This window comes from Paracoccus sediminicola (assembly GCF_027912835.1).
In the GTDB taxonomy this organism is placed as follows: Bacteria; Pseudomonadota; Alphaproteobacteria; order Rhodobacterales; family Rhodobacteraceae; genus Paracoccus; species Paracoccus sediminicola.
In genome coordinates this window covers 1,631,260-1,655,605 of sequence record NZ_CP115768.1, presented here as the reverse complement: position 1 = coordinate 1,655,605, position 24,346 = coordinate 1,631,260, and the positions used below count along the sequence as shown (strand labels likewise).

At 63.5% G+C, this 24,346-nt stretch carries 25 protein-coding genes; 15 read left to right on the top strand and 10 right to left on the bottom strand.

What is annotated here, in order from left to right; all coding sequences use genetic code 11:
* Positions 1-30 precede the first annotated feature (30 nt).
* From fabD to PAF18_RS08150, 5 genes are all read left to right on the top strand, one after another.
* Positions 31-960 (top strand): ACP S-malonyltransferase, encoded by a 930-nt coding sequence (gene fabD, locus PAF18_RS08170; protein WP_271115262.1) that lies wholly within the window; start codon positions 31-33, stop codon positions 958-960.
* Positions 960-1,670, top strand: coding sequence for an aspartate/glutamate racemase family protein (locus PAF18_RS08165; protein ID WP_271115261.1), 711 nt, complete (start codon positions 960-962; stop codon positions 1,668-1,670). The genes fabD and PAF18_RS08165 overlap by 1 nt, the downstream gene beginning before the upstream one ends.
* Complete coding sequence (fabG, locus tag PAF18_RS08160) at positions 1,663-2,400, top strand: 3-oxoacyl-ACP reductase FabG (RefSeq protein ID WP_271115260.1); 738 nt, start codon at positions 1,663-1,665, stop codon at positions 2,398-2,400. The genes PAF18_RS08165 and fabG overlap by 8 nt, the downstream gene beginning before the upstream one ends.
* Before the next feature lie 224 nt (positions 2,401-2,624).
* A complete protein-coding gene (locus PAF18_RS08155) occupies positions 2,625-2,858 on the top strand; it encodes an acyl carrier protein (protein ID WP_271115259.1) in 234 nt (77 codons plus the stop codon).
* 224 nt (positions 2,859-3,082) lie between these two features.
* Positions 3,083-4,819 carry a M10 family metallopeptidase gene (locus PAF18_RS08150; protein ID WP_271115258.1) on the top strand — a complete coding sequence of 579 codons (1,737 nt, stop codon included), beginning with the start codon at positions 3,083-3,085 and terminating at the stop codon, positions 4,817-4,819.
* A gap of 67 nt (positions 4,820-4,886) precedes the next feature.
* On the opposite strand, the gene PAF18_RS08145 is transcribed toward PAF18_RS08150, so the two are convergent.
* Positions 4,887-5,519, bottom strand: coding sequence for a TetR/AcrR family transcriptional regulator (locus PAF18_RS08145; RefSeq protein ID WP_271115257.1), 633 nt, complete (start codon positions 5,517-5,519; stop codon positions 4,887-4,889).
* Positions 5,520-5,734: 215 nt separating this feature from the next.
* On the opposite strand from PAF18_RS08145, the gene PAF18_RS08140 reads away from it, so the two are divergent.
* On the top strand, positions 5,735-6,898 hold the full coding sequence (locus PAF18_RS08140; protein ID WP_271115256.1) for an RsmB/NOP family class I SAM-dependent RNA methyltransferase: 1,164 nt from the start codon (positions 5,735-5,737) through the stop codon (positions 6,896-6,898).
* Between the two features lie 66 nt (positions 6,899-6,964).
* Positions 6,965-9,010, top strand: a complete 2,046-nt coding sequence (locus tag PAF18_RS08135) for an ATP-binding protein (protein WP_271115255.1) — start codon at positions 6,965-6,967, stop codon at positions 9,008-9,010.
* Here PAF18_RS08135 and PAF18_RS08130 read toward each other — a convergent pair.
* The gene (locus PAF18_RS08130) at positions 9,007-9,585 is read right to left on the bottom strand and encodes a hypothetical protein (RefSeq protein WP_271115254.1); all 579 of its coding nucleotides are present in this window, start codon (positions 9,583-9,585) and stop codon (positions 9,007-9,009) included. The genes PAF18_RS08135 and PAF18_RS08130 overlap by 4 nt on opposite strands.
* A 205-nt stretch (positions 9,586-9,790) precedes the next feature.
* On the opposite strand from PAF18_RS08130, the gene recA reads away from it, so the two are divergent.
* The 3 genes from recA to PAF18_RS08115 all read left to right on the top strand — a co-directional run bounded on the left by recA (position 9,791) and on the right by PAF18_RS08115 (position 13,400).
* Positions 9,791-10,849: a recombinase RecA gene (recA, locus tag PAF18_RS08125; RefSeq protein ID WP_271115253.1), complete on the top strand. Its 1,059-nt coding sequence runs from the start codon at positions 9,791-9,793 to the stop codon at positions 10,847-10,849.
* 494 nt (positions 10,850-11,343) lie between these two features.
* Complete coding sequence (locus PAF18_RS08120; RefSeq protein WP_271115252.1) at positions 11,344-12,324, top strand: imelysin family protein; 981 nt, start codon at positions 11,344-11,346, stop codon at positions 12,322-12,324.
* Positions 12,324-13,400: a DUF1513 domain-containing protein gene (locus tag PAF18_RS08115; RefSeq protein ID WP_271115251.1), complete on the top strand. Its 1,077-nt coding sequence runs from the start codon at positions 12,324-12,326 to the stop codon at positions 13,398-13,400. The genes PAF18_RS08120 and PAF18_RS08115 overlap by 1 nt, the downstream gene beginning before the upstream one ends.
* Here the strand turns inward: PAF18_RS08115 and PAF18_RS08110 are convergent.
* Together PAF18_RS08110 and PAF18_RS08105 are read right to left on the bottom strand one after the other, a co-directional pair.
* Entirely contained in the window at positions 13,397-13,735 is a 339-nt protein-coding gene (locus tag PAF18_RS08110) for a hypothetical protein (protein ID WP_271115250.1), read from the bottom strand. The genes PAF18_RS08115 and PAF18_RS08110 overlap by 4 nt on opposite strands.
* 77 nt (positions 13,736-13,812) lie before the next feature.
* Complete coding sequence (locus tag PAF18_RS08105) at positions 13,813-15,687, bottom strand: extracellular solute-binding protein (protein WP_434802206.1); 1,875 nt, start codon at positions 15,685-15,687, stop codon at positions 13,813-13,815.
* Positions 15,688-15,919: 232 nt separating this feature from the next.
* Between PAF18_RS08105 and PAF18_RS08100 the strand changes: the two genes are divergently transcribed.
* Positions 15,920-16,702 (top strand): 3-hydroxybutyrate dehydrogenase, encoded by a 783-nt coding sequence (locus PAF18_RS08100; protein WP_271115248.1) that lies wholly within the window; start codon positions 15,920-15,922, stop codon positions 16,700-16,702.
* A 779-nt stretch (positions 16,703-17,481) separates the two neighbouring features.
* Here PAF18_RS08100 and PAF18_RS08095 read toward each other — a convergent pair.
* Complete coding sequence (locus PAF18_RS08095) at positions 17,482-17,865, bottom strand: host attachment family protein (protein WP_271115247.1); 384 nt, start codon at positions 17,863-17,865, stop codon at positions 17,482-17,484.
* A 44-nt stretch (positions 17,866-17,909) separates the two neighbouring features.
* Complete coding sequence (locus PAF18_RS08090) at positions 17,910-19,118, bottom strand: pyridoxal phosphate-dependent aminotransferase (protein ID WP_271115246.1); 1,209 nt, start codon at positions 19,116-19,118, stop codon at positions 17,910-17,912.
* 106 nt (positions 19,119-19,224) lie between these two features.
* On the opposite strand from PAF18_RS08090, the gene PAF18_RS08085 reads away from it, so the two are divergent.
* Together PAF18_RS08085 and PAF18_RS08080 are read left to right on the top strand one after the other, a co-directional pair.
* Positions 19,225-19,512 (top strand): succinate dehydrogenase assembly factor 2, encoded by a 288-nt coding sequence (locus PAF18_RS08085; protein ID WP_353620643.1) that lies wholly within the window; start codon positions 19,225-19,227, stop codon positions 19,510-19,512.
* A 52-nt stretch (positions 19,513-19,564) separates the two neighbouring features.
* Positions 19,565-20,065: a MarR family winged helix-turn-helix transcriptional regulator gene (locus PAF18_RS08080; protein ID WP_434802205.1), complete on the top strand. Its 501-nt coding sequence runs from the start codon at positions 19,565-19,567 to the stop codon at positions 20,063-20,065.
* 161 nt (positions 20,066-20,226) lie between these two features.
* On the opposite strand, the gene PAF18_RS08075 is transcribed toward PAF18_RS08080, so the two are convergent.
* A complete protein-coding gene (locus PAF18_RS08075; protein WP_271115244.1) occupies positions 20,227-20,652 on the bottom strand; it encodes a VOC family protein in 426 nt (141 codons plus the stop codon).
* 122 nt (positions 20,653-20,774) lie between these two features.
* Between PAF18_RS08075 and PAF18_RS08070 the strand changes: the two genes are divergently transcribed.
* Positions 20,775-21,608, top strand: a complete 834-nt coding sequence (locus PAF18_RS08070) for a thymidylate synthase (protein WP_271115243.1) — start codon at positions 20,775-20,777, stop codon at positions 21,606-21,608.
* A complete protein-coding gene (locus PAF18_RS08065; protein ID WP_271115242.1) occupies positions 21,608-22,078 on the top strand; it encodes a dihydrofolate reductase in 471 nt (156 codons plus the stop codon). The genes PAF18_RS08070 and PAF18_RS08065 overlap by 1 nt, the downstream gene beginning before the upstream one ends.
* On the opposite strand, the gene PAF18_RS08060 is transcribed toward PAF18_RS08065, so the two are convergent.
* Genes PAF18_RS08060 through PAF18_RS08050 form a run of 3 tightly spaced genes read right to left on the bottom strand, consistent with a single transcriptional unit; the run spans position 22,075 to position 24,340 of the window.
* On the bottom strand, positions 22,075-22,908 hold the full coding sequence (locus tag PAF18_RS08060; protein ID WP_271115241.1) for an alpha/beta fold hydrolase: 834 nt from the start codon (positions 22,906-22,908) through the stop codon (positions 22,075-22,077). The two genes, PAF18_RS08065 and PAF18_RS08060, sit on opposite strands and share 4 nt — an antisense overlap.
* Positions 22,905-23,555 (bottom strand): haloacid dehalogenase type II, encoded by a 651-nt coding sequence (locus PAF18_RS08055; RefSeq protein WP_271115240.1) that lies wholly within the window; start codon positions 23,553-23,555, stop codon positions 22,905-22,907. Before PAF18_RS08055 ends, PAF18_RS08060 begins: the two co-directional genes overlap by 4 nt.
* Positions 23,552-24,340 (bottom strand): enoyl-ACP reductase FabI, encoded by a 789-nt coding sequence (locus PAF18_RS08050; protein ID WP_271115239.1) that lies wholly within the window; start codon positions 24,338-24,340, stop codon positions 23,552-23,554. Before PAF18_RS08050 ends, PAF18_RS08055 begins: the two co-directional genes overlap by 4 nt.
* Positions 24,341-24,346 lie beyond the last annotated feature (6 nt).

Here is a 24,346-nt window from a genome sequence, read left to right as displayed (position 1 = left end):
CAGGGAAACACCGAATGAGGGGGCAAGATCATGCGTGCATTCGTTTTTCCGGGTCAGGGCGCTCAGGCCGTCGGCATGGGCCGGGAACTGGCCGAAGCCTATCCTGCCGCGATGGATGTCTTCCGTGAGGTGGACGAAGCGCTCGGCGAAAAGCTCTCGGCGCTGATCTGGGAAGGCGATGCCGATGATCTGACCCTCACCCGCAACGCGCAGCCCGCGCTGATGGCCACCTCGATGGCCGCGTTCCGGGCGCTTGAAAGCGAGGGGATCAACATCGCTCAGGCGGATTACGTTGCGGGGCATTCGCTGGGCGAATATTCCGCGCTCTGTGCCGCCGGTGCCCTCAGCCTTGCGGATACGGCACGGCTTCTGCGGCTGCGCGGGCAGGCGATGCAGGACGCGGTGCCGGTCGGGGTGGGTGCGATGGCGGCGATCCTCGGGCTGGATTTTGCCAGCGTCGAAGAAATCGCGCGCGAGGCCGCCGGGGACGAAGTCTGCCAGGCCGCCAACGATAACGATCCGGCGCAGGTGGTGATCTCGGGCCACAAGGACGCCGTGCAGCGCGCGGCGGATATGGCCAAGGAACGTGGCGCCAAGCGCGCGCTGATGCTGCCTGTCTCGGCCCCGTTCCACTGCGTGCTGATGCAGCCCGCCGCCGCCGCCATGTCCGATGCGCTTGCCGGGATCGAGATCCAGCCGCCCGCCGTGCCGGTCATCGCCAATGTCCGCGCCGAGCCGGTGATCGAGCCCGGTGCGATCCGCCGCCTTCTGGTCGAGCAGGTCACGGGTTCGGTCCGCTGGCGCGAATCGATCCAGTTTCTGGCCGAAGCGGGCGTCACCGAATTCTGGGAAATCGGGGCCGGCAAGGCACTGTCCGGCATGATCAAACGCATCGCCAAGGGCGCCGAGACCCGCGCCATCGGCGCTCCGGCGGATGTAACGGCGATCAAGGGCGCGTGATGCGGCCCATCGGCATTCTGGGCGGGATGTCATGGGTCTCGACGGCCCATTACTACGCGCGGCTGAACCAGATGGTGGCCGAGCGTATGGGCGGCCTGCATTCGGCGCGGATCCTGCTGCATTCGGTCGATTTCGCGCCTGTCGCGCAGATGCAGAAAGAAGCCGATTGGGAAGCCGCGGGAGAGCTGCTCGCCGATGCCGCGCGCGGGCTCGAGGCGGCGGGTGCCGGGCTTATCGTGATCGCAACCAATACGATGCATCATGTCGCCGGGCAGGTCGCCGCGGCGACTGCCCTGCCGCTGATCCACATCGCCGACGCCACCGCCGATGCGATCGGCGCTGCCGGGCTGAAACGTCCCGGCCTGATCGCCACCGCCTATACGATGGAGCAGCGCTTCTATCGCGACAGGCTCGAGGCGGCGGGTCTGGACCCGGTGATCCCAGGCGCATCCGCGCGAACCGAGATTCACCGCATCATCTTTGACGAGCTGGTTCGTAACGAGATCCGCGAGGACAGCCGCGCCCGCTTCGAGGCCGAAGCCGCGGCGCTGATCGAGGCCGGTGCCGACTGCATCATCTTCGGCTGCACCGAGGTCGGCATGCTTCTGAACCAGGACAATGTCGCGGCACCGGTCTTCGACACGGTCGAAATTCACTGCCGGGCGGCGCTGGAGGCCGCCTCATTCGAGACAGGAGAGACATATGTTTGATCTGACAGGGAAAAACGCTCTGATCACCGGGGCGTCCGGCGGCATCGGGGGCGCGGTCGCCGAGGCGCTGCACGCCGCAGGCGCGACCGTAGCGCTGTCGGGCACGCGCGAGGCGCCGCTGAACGAGCTGGCCGGGAAACTGGGCGAGCGCGCCCATGTCGTGACCGCCAATCTCGGTGATGCCGAGGCCGTCGAGGCGCTGCCGAAATCGGCCGCCGAGGCGATGGGCAGCGTCGATATTCTGGTGAACAATGCCGGGATCACCCGCGACAATATTTTTATGCGCATGTCGGACGAGGAATGGGCGCAGGTGATCGATGTGAACCTGACCTCCAGCTTCCGGCTGTGCCGCGCGGTGCTGCGCGGCATGATGAAAGCACGTTGGGGCCGCATCGTGAACATCACCTCGGTGGTCGGCACCACGGGCAATCCCGGGCAGGGCAATTATGCCGCCGCCAAGGCGGGCCTGGTCGGTATGTCGAAATCGCTCGCCTATGAGGTCGCCAGCCGCAACATCACCGTGAACTGCATTGCGCCGGGCTTCATCGCCACGGCGATGACCGACAAGCTGAATGACGATCAGAAGGGCAAGATCCTGAGCCAGATCCCCGCGGGGGCGATGGGCAAGCCCGAGGACATCGCCTCGGCCGCGCTTTATCTGGCCAGCCCCGAGGCCAACTATGTCACCGGTGCGACGCTGCATGTGAATGGCGGCATGGCGATGATCTGAGATTTCACGCGCTTCGAATCGGTTCCGGCGCGCAGGGCGGCATGATCGTGCCAGCATGGCATTTTCGGCAGATTTTGCGCCTTTGCAGCACGGAAAATCAGGCAAAAGCGGTTGCATGGACCCGACCGGCTGCTATATCCCGATTTGAGGCCAAGGGGTTCGCCCCGGCATCGCGGCCCGGCCGCAACCCCCAGGGCAGATGCCCGCGAACATGAGGAACAGACATGAGCGATATCGCTGATCGCGTGAAAAAAATCGTCGTCGAGCATCTCGGTGTGGATGAAGACAAGGTGGTCGACTCCGCCTCGTTCATCGACGATCTGGGTGCGGACAGCCTCGACACCGTCGAGCTGGTCATGGCGTTCGAAGAAGAATTCGGGATCGAGATCCCCGATGACGCCGCCGAAACCATCCAGACCTTCGGCGACGCCGTGAACTTCATCAAGGGCGCGGTCTGAACCGACCCTGATCTAAATTTTCGGAAAAAGCGGTGCCACAGGCGCCGCTTTTTTCGTTTGGCACATGGCGAGGCGGATGATGCGCGAGGCGTCAGGTTAGGTAAAATTGATGTAAAATCCGCAGGAAACACTCGACGATCTTGCTGATGTTCAAAGGTTAACGCTGGAATTTTGAATGATTATGGGCCACAAAAGGTTGTGGGAGATGCGTAAAGGGTGCGGCGATGCGGAATTACAGCGTTAATGAGGTCGGAAGCTATATATCCAAAGGGTACTGGGCGGAATTTGGGCAGACTGCCCCGAAGCTGAGTGAAACGATTACCGTTAATCTCTCGTCCCTGACGCCAGAAAACCAGTGGCTCGCGCGTGTCGCGCTCGCAGCCTGGTCAGAAGTCGGTTTTACATTCATCGAGACCTCGCCCAGCTATGCGGATCTGCTGCTGACCGACGATGCCAGCGGTGCGCAAACCAGCTGGACCCGCCCTTACGGTCTGCCGACCGCGAATGTGGGGCCGGACTTTACCCATTACTACGGATCGCATGTCGGCAGCTATACCTACCAAAGCTGGCTGCACGAGATTGGCCACGCATTGGGTCTTGGTCACACCGGGAACTACAATGGCATCGGTACCTATGGTGTGGACAACGACTTCGCCAATGATAGCTGGCAGATGTCGGTCATGTCCTATTTCTCGCAGGATGATAACACGTCGATCGATGCGGATTTCGCCTATGTGCTGACGCCAATGCCCGGCGACATCGCGGCGGTCGAGAAGCTTTATCCTGGCATGAAGTCGGACGCGAATACCGGTGACACCACGTATTTCTGGAACAGTAATGCGACCGGTTTTTACGGCTATATCATGCAGATCATCTATAACGTTTTTGGACGCAATCCCGTTACCCTGACACTCATTGACAGGGGCGGGCGCGACAAGCTCGACTTCAGTCGAGACGCCTACGGTGTGGACATCGATCTGACACCCGGTGCGGCGAGCACGGCCTTCGGCGTCACCGGAAGCATCGTGATCGAGCGCAAGACCCTCATCGAGAATGTCATCGGATCCTATCATGACGATAAGCTCGCCGGAAACTGGGCCGGCAACTTTATCTCGGGTCGGGGCGGCGACGATGTCATTCTGGGACGCGATGGCAACGATCTGCTGTTGGGCGGCGACGGAAATGACCGGATCGGCGGCGGCAATGGTAATGACAGGCTCCGCGGGGGGGCCGGGAACGACAAGCTTTCCGGCGATGCCGGTAATGACAGATTGCGCGGCGAAGCGGGCCGCGACAGGGTGGAAGGCAAAAAAGGCAACGATGAGCTGCACGGAAACAACGGCTCGGACAAGCTCATTGGCGGCAGCGGCAATGACAAGCTCTATGGCGGCAACCACAGCGATGTGCTGATAGGCGACTCAGGCAGGGACCGCGTTGACGGAGGCAAGCATGACGACAAGCTCGAAGGTGGAGGCGGCCACGATACGCTGCGCGGCGGTAATGGCGATGACCTGCTATATGGCGGCAACCATAATGATATTCTGATCGGTGGAGGCGGCAGCGATCGCTTATTCGGCGGTAAGCATGACGACCAACTCCGCGGCTATAGCGGGAATGACACGCTTGCGGGCCAGAAGGGGGATGACCGGGTTCTTGGCGGTGACGGTAATGACCGCATCATCTCTGAATCCGGTATCGATCGTGTCACCGGCGGTGCGGGCGCGGATGAATTCGTGTTCAAGGGCGGCATGCAAATCATCACAGATTTCCGTGACGATCTGGACGAATTGCTCATCGACCGTGGCGCGCTCGGCTATGGCGGGCTGAGCAAATCCCAGGTCATCTCTCGTGCCGAAGTCGATGACGGCGATACGATCATCGATCTGGGCAATGGCGACAAGATCAAGCTGCTTGGCGTCGATAACCCCAACGATCTCTACGACGATCTGATCTTCATCTGATCCGGACTTCGCCAGCGCAGGATTGATCGGTGGTGGCCCGGCTGGCTCGGCCCGCAAGCCGATCGGCTCAGCTTTCCTGGCGCTGAATGTCGCGCAACACGCGGGTGACGAGCGTGTCGGACAGCTCTGTCGCCGCTTCCGGCGTCAGCAGTTCGAGCCGGCCGGAGGCGCGCAGCGTGGCGACGCCCTGCACCGCGGCAAACAGGGCAGAGGCTTCGGCATGGGCCGCGCGGGGCGAGATACCGGGCGCCAGCTCCACGATTTCCGAGGCGGTCTGGTCGAGCAGAGTCGAGATAGCCTTGAGATACCAGTCGGGGAATTTCTCGGAGCGGCGCGGCCCGTCGAAAAGCGCCTTGAAAAGGGCCGGCTCGGCCTCGATCAGGTCAAGATAGCGGCGGGCGAGTGTGCGCAGCCGTTCGACCGGGCCGCCCTCCGGCAAATCGGCAAAAAGCGAAGAGATCCGCGCGAAATTATCGCGGTTCACTTGCCAGAGAACATCGGGAAGGCTTTCGAAAAGGTTATAGATCGTCCCAGGCGTATAACCGACCGCTTTCGCCAGCCGGCGCGCGGTCAGCGCCTCGGGGCCGTCCTTCAGGATGATCTCGCGTGCAACGTCAAGCGTCTGCCGACGCAGCTCATCGCGAGAGCGGCGGGCGCGGGGAAAGCTGCCTTCGGTTTCGGACCGATCGTCGGGAGTCATGTCTTTTGCGGCCTGCCTGATCGGGCTGAAACTGCGTTGCGGGAGTTGAACTTGACCCAGGGACAGAGGTTCGTCAACAGTCCAAGGACGGTGAACATTGTTCAGTCTTTGAAGCGCCATCGGCAGCGTGGCGGGTTTGCATCCATTGCGTTTCATGGCATCGCTGCGCGTGACGCCGATCCCCTCGATCGGCAGGCCTCGGAAGGAGACAGAACTTGACCCCCGCCGCAAGGATCGCCGCCGCGATTGAGATCCTCGACAAGGTGCTGGATGGCAGCCCGGCCGAGCCGGCGCTGCTCGGCTGGTCGCGGGCAAGCAGATTTGCCGGTTCGGGCGACCGCGCCGCCGTGCGCGATCTGGTGTTTGAAGCGCTGCGCCGCCGCGACAGCCTCGCCGCGATGGGCGGTGGGCTAAGCGGGCGCGGCGTAATGCTCGGGATGCTGCGCGCCGAAGGGCGGGACCCGGCGGAGGTGTTCTCCGGCATTCGCCACGCCCCTCAACCCCTCAGCGAGGCCGAGGCTGCATCGGGGCTCTCGGCCCGCGACGCTGAGGCGATTTGCGACATACCGGACTGGCTCTGGCCGGAATGGTCGGCCTCTCTTGGCGAGGGTGCGCGGCAGGTGGCGCGTGAAATGCAGATGCGCGCGCCGGTCTGGCTGAGGGTGAATGCGCGCAAGGCCGATCCCGAGACGGCACGGATCATGCTGCGCGATGACGGGATCGAAACCCTGCCAGATGCGCGGCTGCGTTACGCGCTGCGGGTAACGTCGGGCGAGCGCAAGGTCAGCCGCGCAGCCGCCTATCGTGACGGCATCGTCGAGTTGCAGGATTTGTCGCCGCAGCTTGCCTGTGCGTCGCTGACGCTGCGCGATGGCATGTCGGTGCTGGATTACTGCGCGGGCGGCGGCGGGAAGGCTCTGGCATTGCTGGCGCGCGCCGATCTTCGGCTCGACGCGCATGATGCGGCGCCCGAGCGCATGGGCGATCTGCCCGAGCGTGCGCGGCGAGCAGGGGTTTCGCTGAACATCGTGCCGCATGGGCGGCTCGGCTCCGCCTATGATCTGGTGGTCGCCGATGTGCCCTGTTGCGGGTCTGGCACCTGGCGGCGGAGCCCCGACGCGAAATGGCGCCTCAGCCGCAACCGGCTGGCAGAGCTGCGCGCGACACAGGCCGAGATCCTGCGTGAGACCGCTGCGCGGGTCGCGCCGGGCGGGGCGCTTGCCTATATGACCTGCTCGTTGCTCGACGCCGAGAATGGCGCGCAGATCGAGGCGTTTCTCGGCGCCGAGCCGGACTTCCTCGAGGAGACCCGCCGGAGATGGACACCGCTGAGTGGCTCGGACGGTTTCTTCCTGTCGGTGCTGCAGCGACGCGCCTGATAATATTAACCTTTTCTTAAGTCTTGTGCGATTATCGTGAGAGATACGCTGCAAGGGTCGCTTGATATGGGGAAGTTGCTGCAACGTTTGCCGCGACATGCCGGCTTCTGGGCGCCGCTGCTTGTCCTGCCGCTTTTGCTTGGTGAAATATGGCTGCACATTCAGGGGCATCGCCCGAATCCTGGCTCGGCCTGGTCGCTCGGGCTGACCATGGCGGTGCTTGGCTGGTATCTGCTGGGCGTCGGACTGGCACTCGCCCGGTTCCGCGAGGCCTGGCTGCGCCGGCGTGAACTGGCGACGCTCACCCCCGAGATCATGGCAAGCGATGACGCCGATTGGGTGGTCGACGCGGCCGGTCGGGTGCTGCGACAATCGCCCATCGCCGCCGATCTTGAGGGTGACCGGATAGGCGAGGGGCTCAGCGCCATCCTCTCGGGCCGGCTGGCCGATGCCGAAGGCGAGATCCGGCGACTTCTGAGCCATGCGCGTCGCCACGGGCTGGCGGTGCACAGCCTGCCCGGCGACGAGCGGATCGTGGTCGAACGGCGGGCGGGCAATCTTCTGCGCGTTCTGCTGCGCGGCGATGAGCGCCCGGTCGAGACCCCGCGCGAGACCCCGCTGCCGGATTACGATGCGCTGCCAATCGCGGTTCTGCGCCTTGCCCCGGACGGCACGGTCATGCGCGCCAACCGTGCGGCGCTGCCCTATTGCGGCGGCGATGCTGCGGGTCTGCATGTCTCGAAATTGCTGGATGGTCTCGGTCGGTCCTTTTCGGACTGGCTCGCCGAGGCGCGCAGCGCTCGTGCCCCGGGCCCGCCCGAGGTGCTGCGGGCGCCGCGCGCCGGTCAGGACCGCTTTATTCAGGTCTCGCTCCACGCCGAGCGCGAGGGCAGTGACACGCTGATCGCAGTGCTCTCGGATGCGCGCGCGCTCAAGACGCTCGAAGCGCAATTCGTGCAGAGCCAGAAGATGCAGGCGATCGGCCAGCTCGCAGGCGGGATTGCGCATGATTTCAACAATCTGCTGACCGCGATCAGCGGGCATTGCGACTTGCTGATGCTGCGCCACGACAAGGGCGATCCGGATTACGCCGATCTCGACCAGATCAGCCAGAACGCCAACCGCGCCGCCAATCTGGTCAGCCATCTGCTGGCCTTCTCGCGCAAGCAGACGCTCAAGCCGCAGACGCTGGATCTTCGTGAGACGATTGCGGATCTCTCGCATCTGCTGAACCGTCTGGTCGGCGACCGGATCCGTCTGGTGGTGCGCCACGACCCCAGGCTCGCGGCCGTTCGCGCCGATCGCAGCAAGATCGAACAGGTGCTGATGAATCTGGTTGTGAATGCGCGTGATGCGATGCCGGAGGGCGGGCAAGTCGACATCACCACGACCAACGTGGTCTTCGATACCGAGCAGCAACATGGCCGCTTCGCCGTGCCGGCGGGCAACTATGTCGAGGTGCGGATCGCCGATCAGGGATGCGGCATCCCGCCCGATCTCCTCGGCAAGATTTTTGAGCCTTTCTTCACCACCAAGCGCGTGGGCGAGGGCACCGGGCTGGGGCTGTCCACCGTTTACGGCATCGTCAAGCAGACTGGCGGCTACATCATCTGCGACAGCACCGAGGACACGGGAACGGTGTTTACCATCTATCTCCCCGTTCATACCGGCGCTGACGAGCCGTCCGATACAGGCGCAGAGCCTGCCGGCGCCGTCGGCCTCGCTGTCGCGGCTCCGCCGGAAGGCAAGGTGCTGTTGGTCGAGGACGAAGCCCCGGTCAGGGCCTTCGCTTCTCGGGCGCTGAAACTGCGCGGCTATCAGGTGATCGAGGCGGCTTCCGGGGAAGAGGCGCTGTCAATGCTGAGTGACGAAATGTTGACGGTGGATCTCTTCGTTTCGGACGTGGTCATGCCCGGTCTCGACGGGGTCAGCTGGGTGCGCCGCGCCCTGGCCGATCGCCCGAATACGCGGGTGATTTTCATGTCCGGCTATACAGAAGATGTGTTCGAGGACGGGCGCAACCCGATCGAGGGCGCGGCCTTCCTGCAAAAGCCCTTCTCGCTCGCCGATCTGCTGGCGGCGGTGGCAGCGAAGCTGGACGAGCCGGCTTAGCCAAGCCCCTCGTAAAGCGCGAAATCCGTGCCGAGCTCGGCACGCAAAGCTGCCTCGGTCGCGGCAGACAGGCTGACATCCGCGGCCGGTGGCACGTTGATCCGCGGCAGGCTGATCTCACAATCCAGCCACTCATCGAGGAAATGCGTAAAATCGCCGATACGCTCATAGCGGAAAATCCGGTCGACCGGCCTGCCGCCCGCGGTCAGGAACGACGATTGCGTGGCAATGCCCTGCGTCACCGATTTCGGCAGTTCGAGATAGCGGCGCACGAAATCTTCGAAGCCATGCTGCGGCTCGGCGGCATCCGGCGCGTCGCGAAGGTGGAAGCGATACCAGCTTCGCAGCCATTCGACAGGCTCGCGCATCAGCGCGACGGTGGTAAAGGCCTCGCCGCTTAATTCGGTCAGCCAGGGGTGAATATGCCGGTGAAACCGCGCCGCATTGGCATGCTTCAGCTCGGGCGGGCGCTGCACGGCCAGGCTAGCCAGCGGTTCAAGCGCCACCTCGATCGCGGTCGAGCCAGCCTTGGGCGTGGCAAGAAACACCAGCCTCTGCTCCCAGAAAATCAGCATATTCAGCCCCCTTCGATCTTCGGGCGACGGAGTAGGGGCTGCGCCGCCGCGTGTAAACCTCCGCTTAAGCATTTGGCCCTATCCAGAGCCTGGAACGCTTGCCAAGAATACGGCATTCGCGTATGAGAACATTAACAGAACATGACCGCGGCCCGGATTGAGGCGCGGTGAGCGTTCTGACATAAGGGCAAGGAGTGTAGGCAGGATGAGCGAAGTGAACATGGACAAGAGATCGGCCGACAAGCAGAAGGCCCTGGACAGCGCGCTTGCGCAGATCGAACGGCAGTTCGGCAAGGGCTCGATCATGAAGCTGGGTGCGGACAACCCCGTGGCCGAGATCGAGGCGACCTCGACCGGCTCTCTGGGTCTGGACATCGCGCTTGGCATTGGCGGTCTGCCCAAGGGCCGTATTATCGAGATTTACGGCCCTGAGAGCTCGGGCAAGACCACGCTGACGCTGCATGCGGTGGCCGAGGAACAGAAAAAGGGCGGGGTCTGCGCCTTTGTCGACGCGGAACATGCGCTCGATCCGCAATATGCGCGCAAGCTCGGCGTGAATCTGGACGAGCTGCTGATCTCGCAGCCCGACACGGGCGAGCAGGCGCTTGAAATCGTGGATACGCTGGTCCGTTCCGGCGCGGTCAATATGGTCGTGGTCGATTCGGTCGCGGCTCTGACCCCGAAATCCGAGATCGAGGGCGATATGGGCGACCATCAGGTCGGCGCTCAGGCCCGACTGATGAGTCAGGCGATGCGCAAGCTGACCGCGTCGATCGGGCGCTCGAACTGCATGGTGATCTTCATCAACCAGATCCGCATGAAGATCGGCGTGATGTTCGGCAGCCCGGAAACCACCTCGGGCGGCAATGCGCTGAAATTCTATGCCTCCGTGCGTCTGGATATCCGCCGCATCGGCTCGATCAAGGATCGTGACGAGGTGGTCGGCAACACCACCCGCGTCAAGGTGGTCAAGAACAAGGTCGCGCCGCCCTTCCGCCAGGTCGAATTCGACATCATGTATGGCGCCGGGATCTCGAAGATGGGCGAATTGATCGATCTCGGCGTGAAAGCGGGCGTGGTCGAGAAATCCGGCGCCTGGTATTCCTATGGCGATGAGCGGATCGGGCAGGGGCGCGAAAACGCCAAGCAATTCCTGCGCGATAACGAAGCGATGGCGCTTGAGATCGAGGATAAGATCCGCGCCAGCCACGGGCTGGAATTCGATGTGGCGCATGGCGAAGAGGATGTGCTCTCAGACGAGTAATCCCTGAGCGGCGCTTTTCGGAGCTGTGATCGCCATAGCGGAATGCCAGGAGGCCCGTCGTGATGCGGCGGGCTTCTTTTTGCGTTGGATTCGTCGTTACGTTCTGTTTCTGAGTGGCCGGTGGCGATCAGAGACTGCGTGTTGCGCTTTGGTAAGAGTTTTGATGCGCCCATCAGAAGCTCAGAAGCTCAGAAGCTCAGAAGCTCAGAAGCTCAGAAGCTCAGAAGCTCAGAAGCTCAGAAGCTCAGAAGCTCAGAAGCTCAGAAGCTGGAATTGGCACCGATCTTGCGAGACGGCACCGCGCGGCTATGCGGCCATGCGCCGCGCCTCGGCAGGCACTAAGGTTTCGCCGATGCAATTGATCGGCGGGCGAAAATCTGGCAATGCGATGACGTCAGGTCCGGCTGCCAGCGATCTCACGCCAGCTATGCTCCGGCCTTCGCTCCCAGGATGGACGCCGTGCAAGCGGCGCGACTGCTATAAGGGTATGACGGATGCGAGTTTTCTGGATGGCCGCGCTGCTGATCTCAGCGGCTCAGGGGGCGCAGGCCGATCTCGCCCGCGCTGAAAACGAGGTGCTCGGCCCGGCTTATGACGATCTGGCCAAGAGCGCCGCGCAACTGGACGTCGCGGCGCAAAGCGATTGCGGCATTGGGAATCTGCGCGAACCCTATCAGGCACTCTGGGACAGCTGGGCCCGGATCGGGTTTTTCCAGATCGGCCCGGTCGAGGAAGAGGGGCGGGCGCTCGGCATTGCCTTCTGGCCCGATCCCAAGCAATCCGGTCTGCGCACTCAGCAACAGCTGGTCGATCAGGAATCCGAGATCATCGTCGATCCCGAGGCATTCGGGACCATCTCGGTTGCCGCGCGCGGCCTGCCGGCGCTTGAACGGCTGATCTATCCGCCCGGCGTGACCGGCGATGAGGCGGTGCTTTGCGAGTTGCGCCGCGCGACGGCGGCAGACCTGGCCCGGGTGACGGCCGAGATCGACGCCGAGTGGGATGGTTTCGCCGATACGCTGCTGAGCGCCGGGGCCGAAGGCAATGATCGTTTCCTGACGCCGACCGAAGCGCAGCAGGCGGTTTATACCCAGCTGATGAGTGGGCTGGAACAGCTCGCCGATACGCGGCTCGGCCGGCCGCTCGGCACCGAGGACCAGCCCCGGCCGGAACGGGCAGAAGCGCGGGCAGCGGGGCGCAGCTTGCGCAATATCGTGCTGTCCCTGCAAGGGATGCGCGATTTGGCAGTGGCGATGCTGTCTGACGGTACGGTAATCGAGGCGGCCTTCAACGCGGTGATTGCCGAGGCCGAGACGCTGGATGACCCGGTTCTGGACGGGGTGGCCGAGCCAGAGGGCAGGGCGCGTATCCTGTCGCTTCAGACGGCGATCCGTGATCTGCGCGAGACCGCCGAGACCGAGATCGGCGCGGCGCTCGGGCTTGGCGTCGGGTTCAACTCGCGGGACGGGGATTGATGGCTGACCGGCGCAGCCTGCTGAAAGGGCTTGCCGCTGCCGCGATCCTGCCGGTGCGCGGTTGGGCGGCGGTCGGCGCGCCGGAATGGGTGGCGGCGGCGATGCGCCCGGACGGCAGCCATGCTTTGCATGGCATCGACGCGCAGGGCGCGATCCGCTTTGCCGTTCCCCTGCCGGATCGTGGCCATGCCGCCGCGGCCCATCCTTACCGTGCCGAGGTGGTGGGCTTTGCTCGCCGTCCGGGCAGGTTCGGGCTGGTGATCGACTGCCGCGACGGCGCGGTGCGCCACCGGCTGCGACCGCCCGAGGGGCGGCAGTTCAACGGGCACGGCGCGTTTTCGGCGGATGGGCGGCGGCTTTACACGTCGGAGGTGGTTGCCGAGGGTTCCGCCGGCCGGATCGGGATCTGGGATGTGCGGGCGGGCTATGCCCGTCTGGGCGAATGGGACAGCCGTGGCGTCGGTCCGCATGAGCTGAAAGTGATGGCGGATGGCCGGATCGTCGTTGCGAATGGCGGGATCGAGACCGACCCGGAGGATCGCAGCAAGCTGAACCTCGACCGGATGCGGCCCAATCTCGCGGTGATCGGAAGCGAGGGCGAGGCGTTGTCGGTCCGCGAACTTCCTGAAGAGCTGCACCGCAACTCCATCCGGCATCTGGCGCTGCTGAAGGGCGGCATCGGCTTTGCCATGCAATGGCAAGGCAGCGAGGCCGAGCCGGTGCCTCTGCTGGGTCTGGCGCAAGGCGATGCGCCGCTCAGCCTGCATGCGCCCGCCGAAGCGGATCGTTTCACGATGAAGGGTTATGCGGGCTCGATCGCCGCGACGGCAGAAGGGCAGATCGCGATCACCTCGCCGCGCGGCGGGGTGGTCATGTTCCATGATTCGGAGGGCGCGCATCTGGCGACGCTGCGCCGTGCCGATCTGTGCGGGGCCTCGACCCGACCGGGCGGTGGCTTTGCACTGACCGATGGCGGCGGCGCGGTCTGGGCCGCCGATGCGGACGGTCTGACCCTGCTGAGCCGTCACGCGCTCAGATGGGACAACCATCTCGTCCGGATCGCCGAGCCGGTTTAGGCCGGGCTGCGCGCCTCGCCCCCGTCATCGCCGAAGCGGGCGTCATCATCGTATTCGTCCTCGCCCTCGCCGACATATTTCGACGAGTTCCGGATCGATATATCGTCATGGCTTTCATCCATGACCACATCCGAGGGGATCTCACCGGCGAGCCATTCGCGAATTTCCTCGCGGGCTTCTTCGGTCTCGAGCTCTTCGATTTCGGCGATATAGCGCAGGAAAGCGCGCTGATCGCCGTCGATCTCGTCCAGCTCGCTTTCATCCGCACGCGGCCATTTGTCGATGATTGCCTCGTAGAAGGCGGGCCAGTTATCGGCGACGTGGTGCCATTTCATGTGCGGCTCCTTTCTGTGAAACCATCAGACCTCGCGGTCTTCTGGCACAAACTTCGCGTCACGCCGCCGGGTTCCCGTTACTCGCCCGCCTCCTCGCGCCACCATGTCTCGGGCAGGAAGCCGGGATAATCCCCATAGGCCGGGATGGTTTCGGGGAAGGCGAGCGTCGCGTCATGGGCCAGACGGCTGATCGGCGAGTATCCGGCGGGGATGACATAGCGTCCCGCGGTCAGGATCCGGTCGAGCGCATGGACCGCCGAGACGAAATTCTCACGCGAATCCGCGTTCAGCATTTCCGAGATCATCGCCTCGGCCGCAGGAGAGTTTATACCCATCCAGTTGCGTGTCCCCGGCTCGGTCACGCCCGCCGCGCCCCAGTAGAGAAGCTGTTCATTGCCCGGAGACAACGACAGCGCGCGGTCATACCAGCTCATGTCGAAATCGTAATTATTGGTGCGTTCGACATATTGCGCACTGTCCAGCATGGTGATCGTCACGTCTATGCCGTATTGGCGCAGCGCCTCGCTGAAGATCTCGGCAATCTGCCGCATCTCCGAGGCGCTCGACATGGAGCTGCCGGACTGGTTCAGCAGGATCTCGAAGGCGAAGACCGTGCCGTCTTCATTGGTCAGCGCGCCGTTCTGCACTGTCCAGCCGGCCTCTTGCAGCAGTTTCATCCCGCTGCGCATGGCGCGGCGGTCCATGGGCTGATCCGACCCATCCGGCAGGGTATAGCCCTCGATGGTGCCCGGCGGCAGCTCATCGGCGAAGGGTTCCAGCAGTTCCAGAACCCGGCCCTCCGCAGGCGCGCCGGGGGTCATGGCCAGCTCCGAATTGGCGAAATACGAGGTGATCCGCTCTTCCTGTCCGCCCGACAGCGTGGCGTTGATGAAGTTCCAGTTGAACGCCTCGATCATCGCCTGCCGCACCCGCCAATCCTCGAACAGCGGATTTCGGGTATTCATCACCAGACCCATGATGCCGGAGGGGCGTTCATTCGGGATCTCGGACTGCGTGACCTCACCCGATACGGCGCGCGGGAAGTCATAATCATTCTGCCAGATCGTCGGGTCGAGCTCGCGCCAGACATCGATGTCGCCGGCCTTGAAGGCCTCGAACATGGCGCTGCTGTCTCCGTAATAGTCATAGATGACGCTGTCGAAATTATGCAGCCCCTGATTGATCGGCAGATCCTTCCCCCACCAGTCGGGATTCTTGCGAAAGGTCAGGCTGCGGCCCGCATCGACATTCTCGATGACATAGGGGCCCGAACCGATCGGCACCTCCAGCCCGGATTCGGTGAAATCCTTGCCCTCCCACTGAGCCTTTTGCAGGATCGGGCGCATCCCCATCAGCAGGGCGAGCTCGCGATCCTCGGTGTTGAAGGTGAAGCGGATCTTGTTGTCGCCAGTCTGCTCCATTTTCTCGACCTTGGACCATGCCCCGCGATAGCGCGGATGGCCCTGCGTGCCGAGTGTCTCGTAGGACCACATCACATCCTCGATGGTCACCGGGCTGCCGTCCGAGAATGTCGCCTCGGGGCGAAGGGTGAATTCCACCCATGTCCGCTCGGGGTCGGTTTCCACCGATTCCGCCAGCAGTCCGTAAAGTGTGAAGGGCTCATCCATCGAGCGCAGCATCAGCGTTTCGGCCACTACGCCGGGCATGGTGAATACCGGCCAGGCCGGACTGCCCTTCAGCACCCAGGGCTTGAGGCTATCGAATGACCCCGATTCGCCCAGGCGAATCGATCCGCCCTGCGGCGCATCCGGATTGGCGTAAGGCAGGCTGGAGAACCCTTCCGGCAGAGCAGGTTCACCATACATCGCGATGCCGTGCTGCGGCTCGGCAAGGCTTGCCAGCGGCATCGCTGCAACAGTAGTAAAGGCGGCGAATCCAGCGATATAGGCTGCTCTGATCGCGGATTCGTTAGGATTTTTGAAGATTCGCATATTGTCGGCCGCTCCCGTTCGGCAAATGCCTGTTATTTCAACGCTCAGCCTATCCGAGTGCGTTTACCGTGACAAACAACAGCCTTGGACTCACGCGCAGTTTATCCTATACATGACTCACTGCTCGATAGGTTTCTTGCCTGTATGAAACCTGCCTCATGACTGGCGCCCGCCTTGTGCGGGCGCTTTTTTTATGGTCCGGTCCCGGCATCAACAAAATGGGGAAACTCGAATGTTCGAGAATGTTCTGAAGGGCAAGACAGCGGTCGTGACCGGGTCGAATTCCGGCATCGGTCTGGGCATCGCACGAGAGCTGGCAAAGGCAGGCGCGGATGTCGTGCTGAACAGCTATACGGATGACGAGGCCGATCACAAGCTGGCCGAAGAGATCGCGGCCGAATATGGCGTCACCGCCCGCTATGTCCAGGCGGATATGTCCAAGGGCGCTCAGTGCCGGGCGCTGATCGAAAAGGCGGGGGCCTGCGACATTCTGGTGAACAATGCAGGCATCCAGCATGTCGCGCCGATCCCGGAGTTTCCCGAAGGCAAATGGGACGCGATCATCGCCATCAACATGTCGTCGGCCTTTCACACCACCGCCGCCGCGCTGCCGATGATGCGCAAGGCCGGTTGGGGCCGCGTCATCAACATCGCCTCGGCCCATGGTTTGACTGCCTCGCCCTTCAAATCGGCCTATGTCGCGGCGAAGCATGGTGTCGTCGGGCTGACCAAGGTGACCGCTCTGGAAACCGCAGAGGAACCGATCACCGCCAATGCGATCTGCCCCGGCTATGTGCTGACCCCGCTTGTCGAGTCTCAGATTCCCGACACGATGAAGGAATATGATATGTCCCGCGAGGACGTGATCAAGAACGTGATGCTCAAGCGTCAGCCTTCGAAGGAGTTCGCCACGGTCGAGCAGATGGGCGGCACGGCGATTTTCCTCTGCACCGATGCAGCGGCGCAGATTACCGGCACCACAATCAGCGTCGATGGCGGCTGGACCGCGCTCTGATCGCAGGCCGGGCCGGTTCGCGGCCTGGCTGGAGAGATGGTCGAAGCGGCGGGCTGAAAAGAACCGCCGCTTCAAGATCCCCTGCCATCTGGGTGTCGGTGGCGATGATACGGAAGAAAGCGGCGATGATGCGCTGCAGCGATCGGGCAAACCCGAGGACTGATCCGGTCAGGCGGCGAGCTTTGCGCGCTGGGCGGCCATTTCGTCACTGAGAAAGCGCAGAACATCCTTGGTCGTGGGCCGGTTGCGTCGTGCATGAGGATAAACAGCCCAACAGCTTTTACGCCACGCCATCAGCCGTCATAGGTCTGGATCAGCGACCCCGCCGTCAGTTCGAGCCGGCAGAAGTGCGGATTCAGCCAGCGATGGCGACGGGATCTGCGTGCGATACCCTGACACGGCAGCTCGGAACATCCACGTTCTTGCGGGTGAAATCGGTGGTTCAGTTGTCGAGCAACCAGCTTCACCGCCGGTGCGGGACGTGCGTTCTTCACGGCGCTGTCGGCAAAAGTTTCACGCAGCCGCGGAAAAGCCTCGGATGTTGGTCCGTCAAAGCGGAGTCCACACCCGGTCAGTTCCAGCCCGTCGGGTTAGCGCAGAAAGAGCGGCGCGCCGGGACGGTCTTTCGGAAGCTTCATCTGATAGCGCGCCGCGGCCTTGCGCAGCATGCGGCGCCGGATCAGCTGATGCCGGGATGGTTCGCAAAATCGTGAGCGCGGCAGGAAAACGCCCGCAAGCCCATGCTGGCTTGCGGGCGGATCTTCGGCGCTGCTCAGGCTTCAGGACAGCGCCTTGGCAATCTCGTCGGGCGAGGCGCTGGTCAGATCCTTGGACAGCTCTTTCAGAAGCATCGACTCAAGCTCCTTGTGATAATGCTTGCGCATCACCCCGAGCGTGCTCGGATCGGCCACGACCACGACCTGATCGGCCTTGTGGCGCAGCACGATCTTGTTCAGCCGCTCGGCGAGCTGCTTGGCAAAGGTCGCCTCATCCTCATCCTTGGGCGAGCGCTCTTGCGGGGCATGGCCCTCCCCCTCATCGGCGAGATTCTTCGGGGTCAGGCGGTTGACCTCGGCCAGCTCCATCCCCTGCTTCGCGACATTGCGATAGAGGATGGCGTGATGACCATCGGCGACGACGACGAGTGCGTTATGATCCAGCATTATCTGCTCCTGTCATTTTATGACGAGGAAACGCCGCCGCCCGATCATTGTTCCTGACAGCCCTCGCAGAAGCGCCGGATCCTGCCGATGGCTTCGCGCAGCATGTCGTCGCTTGCGGCGTAGCTGACGCGGAAATGCGGCGACAGGCCGAAAGCCGCGCCGAAGACCACCGCCACGCCGGTTTCGTCCAACAGCGCCGCGGCAAAGGCCTCGTCATCGGTGATCCGCGTGCCGTTCGGCGAGACGCGGCCGATCAGATCGGCAATCGACGGATAGACATAGAATGCGCCCTGCGGCATCGGGCAGTCGATACCGGGGCATTCATTCAGGCCCTTCACCACCAGATCGCGCCGTCGCTGGAAGGCCGCGCGTGAGCTATCGATATAGTCCTGAGGCCCGGTCAGCGCCGCCAGTGCCGCGTGCTGGCTGATCGTGCAGGGATTCGAGGTCGATTGCGATTGCAGCTTGGCCATGGCCCGGATCAGCTCGCGCGGGCCGGCGCCGTAACCAATCCGCCAGCCGGTCATCGCATAGGCCTTGCTGACCCCGTTCATCGTCAATGTGCGCCCGATCAGCCCCGGCTCGATCTGGGCAGGAGTTACAAAGCGGAATCCGTCAAAGACGAGATGCTCATAGATGTCGTCGGCCAGCACCCAGACATGCGGATTCTCCATCAGCACATCGGTAATGGCCCGCATTTCATCAGCGGAGTAAGCGGCCCCCGTCGGGTTCGATGGCGAGTTCAGGATGAGCCATTTGGTCGCGGGCGTGATGGCCTGACGCAGCGCTTCCGGGCTGAGTCGGAATCCGCCATCGGCAGGGCAGGGCAGAACGACCGGCGTGCCGCCTGCGAGGCTGACGATATCGGGATAGCTGACCCAGTAGGGCGCGGGGATGATGACCTCATCGCCCGGATCCACCGTCGCCAGAAGCGCGTTGAACAGGATCTGTTTGCCGCCTGTTCCGACGCTGATCTGGTCGGTGTTGTACTCCAGCCCGTTATCGCGGGCGAATTTGTCTGCGATCGCCTGTTTCAGCTCGGCGATTCCATCGACCGCGGTATAGCGTGTCCGGCCCGCGTCGATGGCCGCCTTCGCCGCCTCGCGGATATGTTCGGGCGTGTCGAAATCCGGCTCGCCGGCGGAAAGCGCGATGATGTCGCGCCCCTCGGCGCGCAGCTCGGCGGCGCGGCCCGTCATGGCGACGGTAGGGGATGGCTTGATCCGGCTGACGGCGTCTGAAAGGAAGGCCACGGCACGCTCCTTGGATGTGATATCGTCCCGTCTTAGGCTGCGCGCGGTCCTGTCACAAGCGAGGCACGAAATGGAAAGCCAGGAAAACCGGCTGAAGAGACTTCGGATGCGGAGCTGGCGGCGCGGCATGAAAGAGATGGACCTGATTCTCGGCCCTTTCGCGGACAGCCAGCTGGCGAATCTGCCGCCCGAGATGCTGGAACGCTACGAGGCGATGCTGAACGAGAACGATCAGGATCTGTATCGCTGGATCGTGGCGCGGCTGAAAGGCGAGCCCGCCGGGCCCGAGACGCTGTCAGAGCTGCTTGACGTGATTTCGGCCAACGCCTTCGGGCGTTTTGCCGAAGATACGGAACATTTTACGAATAAGCCGCGGAAAACGCAGGCAGATTAACCGCCGATTCGGGTTTTTGCGTCATCGTCTCAGGGAATGAGAGGATGACGACATGACCGCATTGCAGGCCAGACAGGATCACGAACCAGACCCGCGACAGGTCGAGGCGTATTTTCTCTGTCTCCAGATGCTGGAACGGCTGCACCGGCTGATGCTGGATCTCATCAAGGATGATTTCGAGCGGGTGGGCCGCTGCGATCTGACCCCGGTTCAGGCGCTGCTGCTGTATAATCTGGGTGAGGCAGAGGTGTCGGCGGGCGAGCTTCGCTCTCGTGGCATGTATCAGGGCTCGAACGTATCCTATAATCTCAAGAAGCTTGTCGGGATGGGCTATGTGCATCACGAACGCAGCGATCAGGACCGGCGCTCGGTGCGCGTCCGCCTCAGCGAGCGAGGGCAGGAGATCCGCGATCAGATTGGCGAGCTGTTCGCCCGACATGCCCATGATCTGGTGGTGTCGGGGGTGCTCGACGATCCGCCGCTGGAACAGGTGACCCTGCAATGGCGGCGGATCGAGCGCTATTGGTCGGAACAGATCCGCTATATCTACTGACCCGCTGACGGCGTGACGCCCTCACTGCCGCCCTCAGCATGGCCACATGCAACACCATCGCTGCCCGGCCCCGCCGCGATCAGCGCGGCGAGGATGGCGGGCGAAGGCGCAATTGCGGATGCGCCGCGTAGGGCAGCGGGCCCGTTGCGACCGGATCGGGCCTACCAGTGCCCGGTATTTTCCATGCTGGCCCAAGGCTCCTGCGGATCGAGATTGCCGTCCTGCAAGAGCTCGATCGAGATGTTGTCAGGGCTGCGGACAAAGGCCATATGACCGTCGCGGGGCGGGCGGTTGATGGTCACGCCGGCATCCATCAGCTTCTGGCACATCTCGTAGATATTATCGACGCGATAGGCCAGATGCCCGAAATGGCGGCTGTCCGAGGGCAGCCCCTCATCGCCGTCCCAGTTATAGGTCAGCTCGACCGGGCATTCCTCCTGACCCGGAGGCGCCATGAAAACGAGGGTAAAGCGGCCCTGATCGTTTTCGATCCGCCTGGTTTCTTCCAGCCCGAGCAGGCGGAAGAACTCCATCGTCTTGTCCAGATCCTTCACGCGGACCATGGTGTGCAGATAACGCAGCGACATGATGACCTCCTTCAGATTGCGTTTCGCGGCACTCTGACACGCTCCGTGCCGGGCGGCAAACCGTCCTTTCACTGCGCCCGCCACCGCTGTAAGACGGTTCGGCAGTCAAGGCGGAGGCTCATGTGCAGCAATATCATCAGGCGCTGAGGACGATCCTCGAACAGGGCGAACGATCCAGCGACCGCACCGGTACCGGCACGATATCCTATTTCGGGATGCAGTGCCGTTATCCGCTGGCGGATGGTTTCCCGCTGGTGACCACGAAAAAGCTGCATCTGCGCTCGATCGTCCACGAGCTGCTCTGGTTCCTCGCCGGGGACACGAATATCGGCTACCTGAAGGATAACAAGGTCTCGATCTGGGATGAGTGGGCCGATGAGAACGGCGATCTCGGCCCGGTCTACGGCCATCAGTGGCGGCGCTTTCCGGCGCTCGAACCTGCCGGAGACAGCCGCGATGGCCGGCCGCTTTTCTTCGCCCGCTCGGTCGATCAGATCGCGGATCTGGTCGAGGCGATCCGCACCACCCCCGATAGCCGCCGGCTGATCGTATCGGCGTGGAACCCCGGCGACGTGCCCGACATGGCACTGCCGCCCTGTCACACGCTCTGGCAGGTCAGGATCATCGGGCAGAAGATGCATCTCCAGCTTTATCAGCGCTCGGCGGATATGTTCCTCGGCGTGCCGTTCAACATCGCATCCTATGCGCTGCTGCTGGCGATGCTGGCGCATGTCACCGGCTACGAGCCCGGCGATTTCGTCCACACGATGGGTGACGCGCATATCTATGCCAACCATCTCGATCAGGTGAACGAACAGCTCTCGCGCAGCCCGAAGCCGCTGCCGACGCTGAAGATCACGCGCGAGGTCGGCTCGATCTTCGATTTCCGCTTCGAAGATTTCGAGTTCCTGAATTACGATCCCGACCCGGCCATCAAGGCCCCGGTGGCGGTCTGATGCTGAGCCTCATCGTCGCGCGCGCCCGCAACGGCGCCATCGGCCGGGGCGGAGACATCCCCTGGCATATCCCCGAGGATCTCGCCTTCTTCAAGCGCGAGACGCTCGGCGGCGCGCTGATCATGGGTCGCCGCACCTGGGAAAGCCTGCCGGTCAAGCCGCTGAAAAGCCGTCTGAACCTGGTGGTGTCCGCCCGCCTCGACGACGCGGAACATGTAGTGCGCGACCTGGACAGCGCGTTCACCCGAGCGCGCGGGGCCGGTTACACAAGACTTTACGGTATCGGCGGCGCGCGAATCTATGCCGAGCTTCTGCCGCAGGCGGACCGGATGCTGATTTCCGAGGTCGATGTCACGGTCGAGGATGCCGACACCTTCTTCCCGGAATTCGATCCCGCCGAGTGGCATCAGGGCCTGACGCTGCGGCTTGCCGAGAGTTGCGTTCTGAAAGAATGGCTGCGCCGGCGTTAGGCTGCTGCCCGCACTGCCGCCAGCCAGTCGCGAATCGCGGCCAGGCTCTCGGCCTCGTCCAGCCACGGCACATGCGCCCGGTCCGGCACCTCGGCAAGGATCATGTCAGGACGGCGGCGCTGCATCTCTGCCGCGACCTCGGGCGATAAGAGATCCGAATTTGCGCCGCGGATCAGCGCGACCGGCACACCCGCCGTCGCCTCCCATAGCGGCCAGAGATCGGGCGACGTGCCCTCGAACGCCGCCAGAAACGCCTCGCGCAGGGCCGGATCGTATTTGATCCGCAGCCCGTCCGGCGTCGCTTCATAGTGCTTTCGCGCATCGCTCAGCCAGCGGCCCTCCGGCACGGATGCAAAGCCGGGCATGTTGGCAGGCAGCTTGGCGGCCAGATCCTCATGGGTCTTCGCGGCGGGGTTGCGCCCGACATAGTCGAAGATCCGTTCCAGCCCGGCCCGTTCGATCACCGGACCGACATCGTTCAGGCACAGCCCGGACAGACGGTCATGCGCGGTCGCGGCCAGCATCAGCCCGATCAGCCCGCCGCGCGAGGTGCCGAGCACCGCCGCGCGCTCGATCCCCAGATGGTCCAGCAGTTGCACGGCGTCCTGCGCCTCGCGCGGGACGGTATAGCTGGCAGCGCCGGTGTAATCCGACTCGCCGCGGCCACGATAATCCATGCGGATCACCCGGCAGCGCTCGAGATGCGGGGCCACATAGTCGAAATCCGCCATGTTCCGCGTGAGCCCGGCGAGGCAGAGAACCGGGAGCCCTTCGCCCGCGTCGGAATAGGCGATGCGCGCGCCGTCATCGGCGGTGAAGAAATCCGTCATGCAAGCTCCGTGAGATCGGAAAGGATACGCCCCGGCTGGCGGGGCAGGCGGTCGGTTGGCAGGCCGGCGCGGTTGACCCAGACCGTATCGAAGCCAAACCGGGTCGCGCCGTAAATATCCCAGCCATTGGAGGACACGAAGGTGACCGCGCCGGGGGCGCAGCCAAAGTGATCGGTGACGATGCCATAAGCCTCGGCAGCGGGTTTGAACCTGCCGGCGGTCTCGACCGACAGCAATGTGTCGAGCCGCTTGGCAAGCCCGGCCGAAGCCACCGCATCGCGCAGCATCTCGGGCGCGCCGTTGGAAAAGATCGCGGTGGCCGCCCCCTTTGCGCGCAGCCGGTCCAGCATATGCGGCACTTCGGGATAGGCGGGCAGGGCGCGATAGAGTTTCAGCAGGGTCACGGCCTGTGCTTTGCCGACCCCATGCCGCTCGGCGGCCCAGTCAAGCGCTTCTGCCGTAACCTGCCAGAAATCGACATGATCGCCGGTGATCGCGCGCAGCCAGCTATATTCAAGCTGCTTGCGCCGCCAATCCGCCGATAATGCAGCCCAGTTTTCATGCAGGGCCGGGTCCGTCTTCGCCGCCTCTCGGGCTGCGCCGTCCACATCGAACAGCGTGCCATAGGCGTCGAAGACGAAGATCATAGATTTTCGCTCTGCGGCATCCCGAGCACGTGATAGCCACCATCGACCATCACGATCTCGCCGGTGGTGGCATTGCCCCAATCGCTGGTCAGCCAGACGGCGGTGCCGCCGATCGCATCCAGCGTTGCATTGGCCCGCATCGGCGCGTTGGCGGCGGTGTGGCGGAACGTCTTGCGCGCCCCGCCGATCGCCGCGCCGGCCAGCGTCTTCATCGGGCCCGGGCTGATCGCATTGACGCGGATCCCGTCGGGGCCGAGATCATTGGCCAGATAGCGCACCGTCGCCTCAAGCGCGGCCTTGGCCACCCCCATGACATTATAGAACGGCGTCACCCGGTTCGAGCCGCCATAGGTCAGCGTCAGGATCGTGCCGCCCCCGCTCATCATCGGATGGGCGCGCCGTGCGACCTCGATCAGCGAGTAGCAGGAGATATCCAGCGAATTCTTGAAGTTCTGACGCGAGGTGTTCACGAAACGCCCGGTCAGTTCATCCTTGTTGGAATAGGCGATGGCGTGGACCAGAAAATCGAGACTGTCCCAACGCTCGGCAATCTTTGCGAAGGCGGCGTCGAGGCTGGCATCGTCGGTCACATCCACATCGACCAGCAGGTCCGAGCCGACCGACTCGGCCAATGGCTGCACGCGCTGCGCGAACATGTCGCCCTGATAGGAAAACGCCAGCTCGGCGCCCTGATCGGCCAGCGCCCTTGCGATCCCCCAGGCAATGGAACGGTCATTGGCGACCCCCATGACCAGACCGCGTTTGCCCTTCAGAAGATCGCCCATGTCACG

Bases quoted from the DNA above. Each gene is read 5' to 3' on its own strand.
- PAF18_RS08110 (WP_271115250.1), bottom strand. From the start codon at position 13,735: ATGAAATGGCACCACGTCGCCGATAACTGGCCCGCCTTCTACGAGGCA.
- PAF18_RS08050 (WP_271115239.1), bottom strand. From the start codon at position 24,340: ATGGGCGATCTTCTGAAGGGCAAACGCGGTCTGGTCATGGGGGTCGCC.
- PAF18_RS08135 (WP_271115255.1), top strand. From the start codon at position 6,965: ATGGGGAAGTTGCTGCAACGTTTGCCGCGACATGCCGGCTTCTGGGCG.
- PAF18_RS08130 (WP_271115254.1), bottom strand. From the start codon at position 9,585: ATGCTGATTTTCTGGGAGCAGAGGCTGGTGTTTCTTGCCACGCCCAAG.
- PAF18_RS08115 (WP_271115251.1), top strand. From the start codon at position 12,324: ATGGCTGACCGGCGCAGCCTGCTGAAAGGGCTTGCCGCTGCCGCGATC.
- fabD (WP_271115262.1), top strand. From the start codon at position 31: ATGCGTGCATTCGTTTTTCCGGGTCAGGGCGCTCAGGCCGTCGGCATG.
- PAF18_RS08105 (WP_434802206.1), bottom strand. From the start codon at position 15,687: ATGCGAATCTTCAAAAATCCTAACGAATCCGCGATCAGAGCAGCCTAT.
- recA (WP_271115253.1), top strand. From the start codon at position 9,791: ATGAGCGAAGTGAACATGGACAAGAGATCGGCCGACAAGCAGAAGGCC.
- PAF18_RS08145 (WP_271115257.1), bottom strand. From the start codon at position 5,519: ATGACTCCCGACGATCGGTCCGAAACCGAAGGCAGCTTTCCCCGCGCC.
- PAF18_RS08165 (WP_271115261.1), top strand. From the start codon at position 960: ATGCGGCCCATCGGCATTCTGGGCGGGATGTCATGGGTCTCGACGGCC.
- PAF18_RS08155 (WP_271115259.1), top strand. From the start codon at position 2,625: ATGAGCGATATCGCTGATCGCGTGAAAAAAATCGTCGTCGAGCATCTC.
- PAF18_RS08100 (WP_271115248.1), top strand. From the start codon at position 15,920: ATGTTCGAGAATGTTCTGAAGGGCAAGACAGCGGTCGTGACCGGGTCG.
- PAF18_RS08085 (WP_353620643.1), top strand. From the start codon at position 19,225: ATGCGGAGCTGGCGGCGCGGCATGAAAGAGATGGACCTGATTCTCGGC.
- PAF18_RS08075 (WP_271115244.1), bottom strand. From the start codon at position 20,652: ATGTCGCTGCGTTATCTGCACACCATGGTCCGCGTGAAGGATCTGGAC.
- PAF18_RS08080 (WP_434802205.1), top strand. From the start codon at position 19,565: ATGACCGCATTGCAGGCCAGACAGGATCACGAACCAGACCCGCGACAG.
- PAF18_RS08060 (WP_271115241.1), bottom strand. From the start codon at position 22,908: ATGACGGATTTCTTCACCGCCGATGACGGCGCGCGCATCGCCTATTCC.
- PAF18_RS08055 (WP_271115240.1), bottom strand. From the start codon at position 23,555: ATGATCTTCGTCTTCGACGCCTATGGCACGCTGTTCGATGTGGACGGC.
- PAF18_RS08095 (WP_271115247.1), bottom strand. From the start codon at position 17,865: ATGCTGGATCATAACGCACTCGTCGTCGTCGCCGATGGTCATCACGCC.
- PAF18_RS08120 (WP_271115252.1), top strand. From the start codon at position 11,344: ATGCGAGTTTTCTGGATGGCCGCGCTGCTGATCTCAGCGGCTCAGGGG.
- fabG (WP_271115260.1), top strand. From the start codon at position 1,663: ATGTTTGATCTGACAGGGAAAAACGCTCTGATCACCGGGGCGTCCGGC.
- PAF18_RS08065 (WP_271115242.1), top strand. From the start codon at position 21,608: ATGCTGAGCCTCATCGTCGCGCGCGCCCGCAACGGCGCCATCGGCCGG.
- PAF18_RS08150 (WP_271115258.1), top strand. From the start codon at position 3,083: ATGCGGAATTACAGCGTTAATGAGGTCGGAAGCTATATATCCAAAGGG.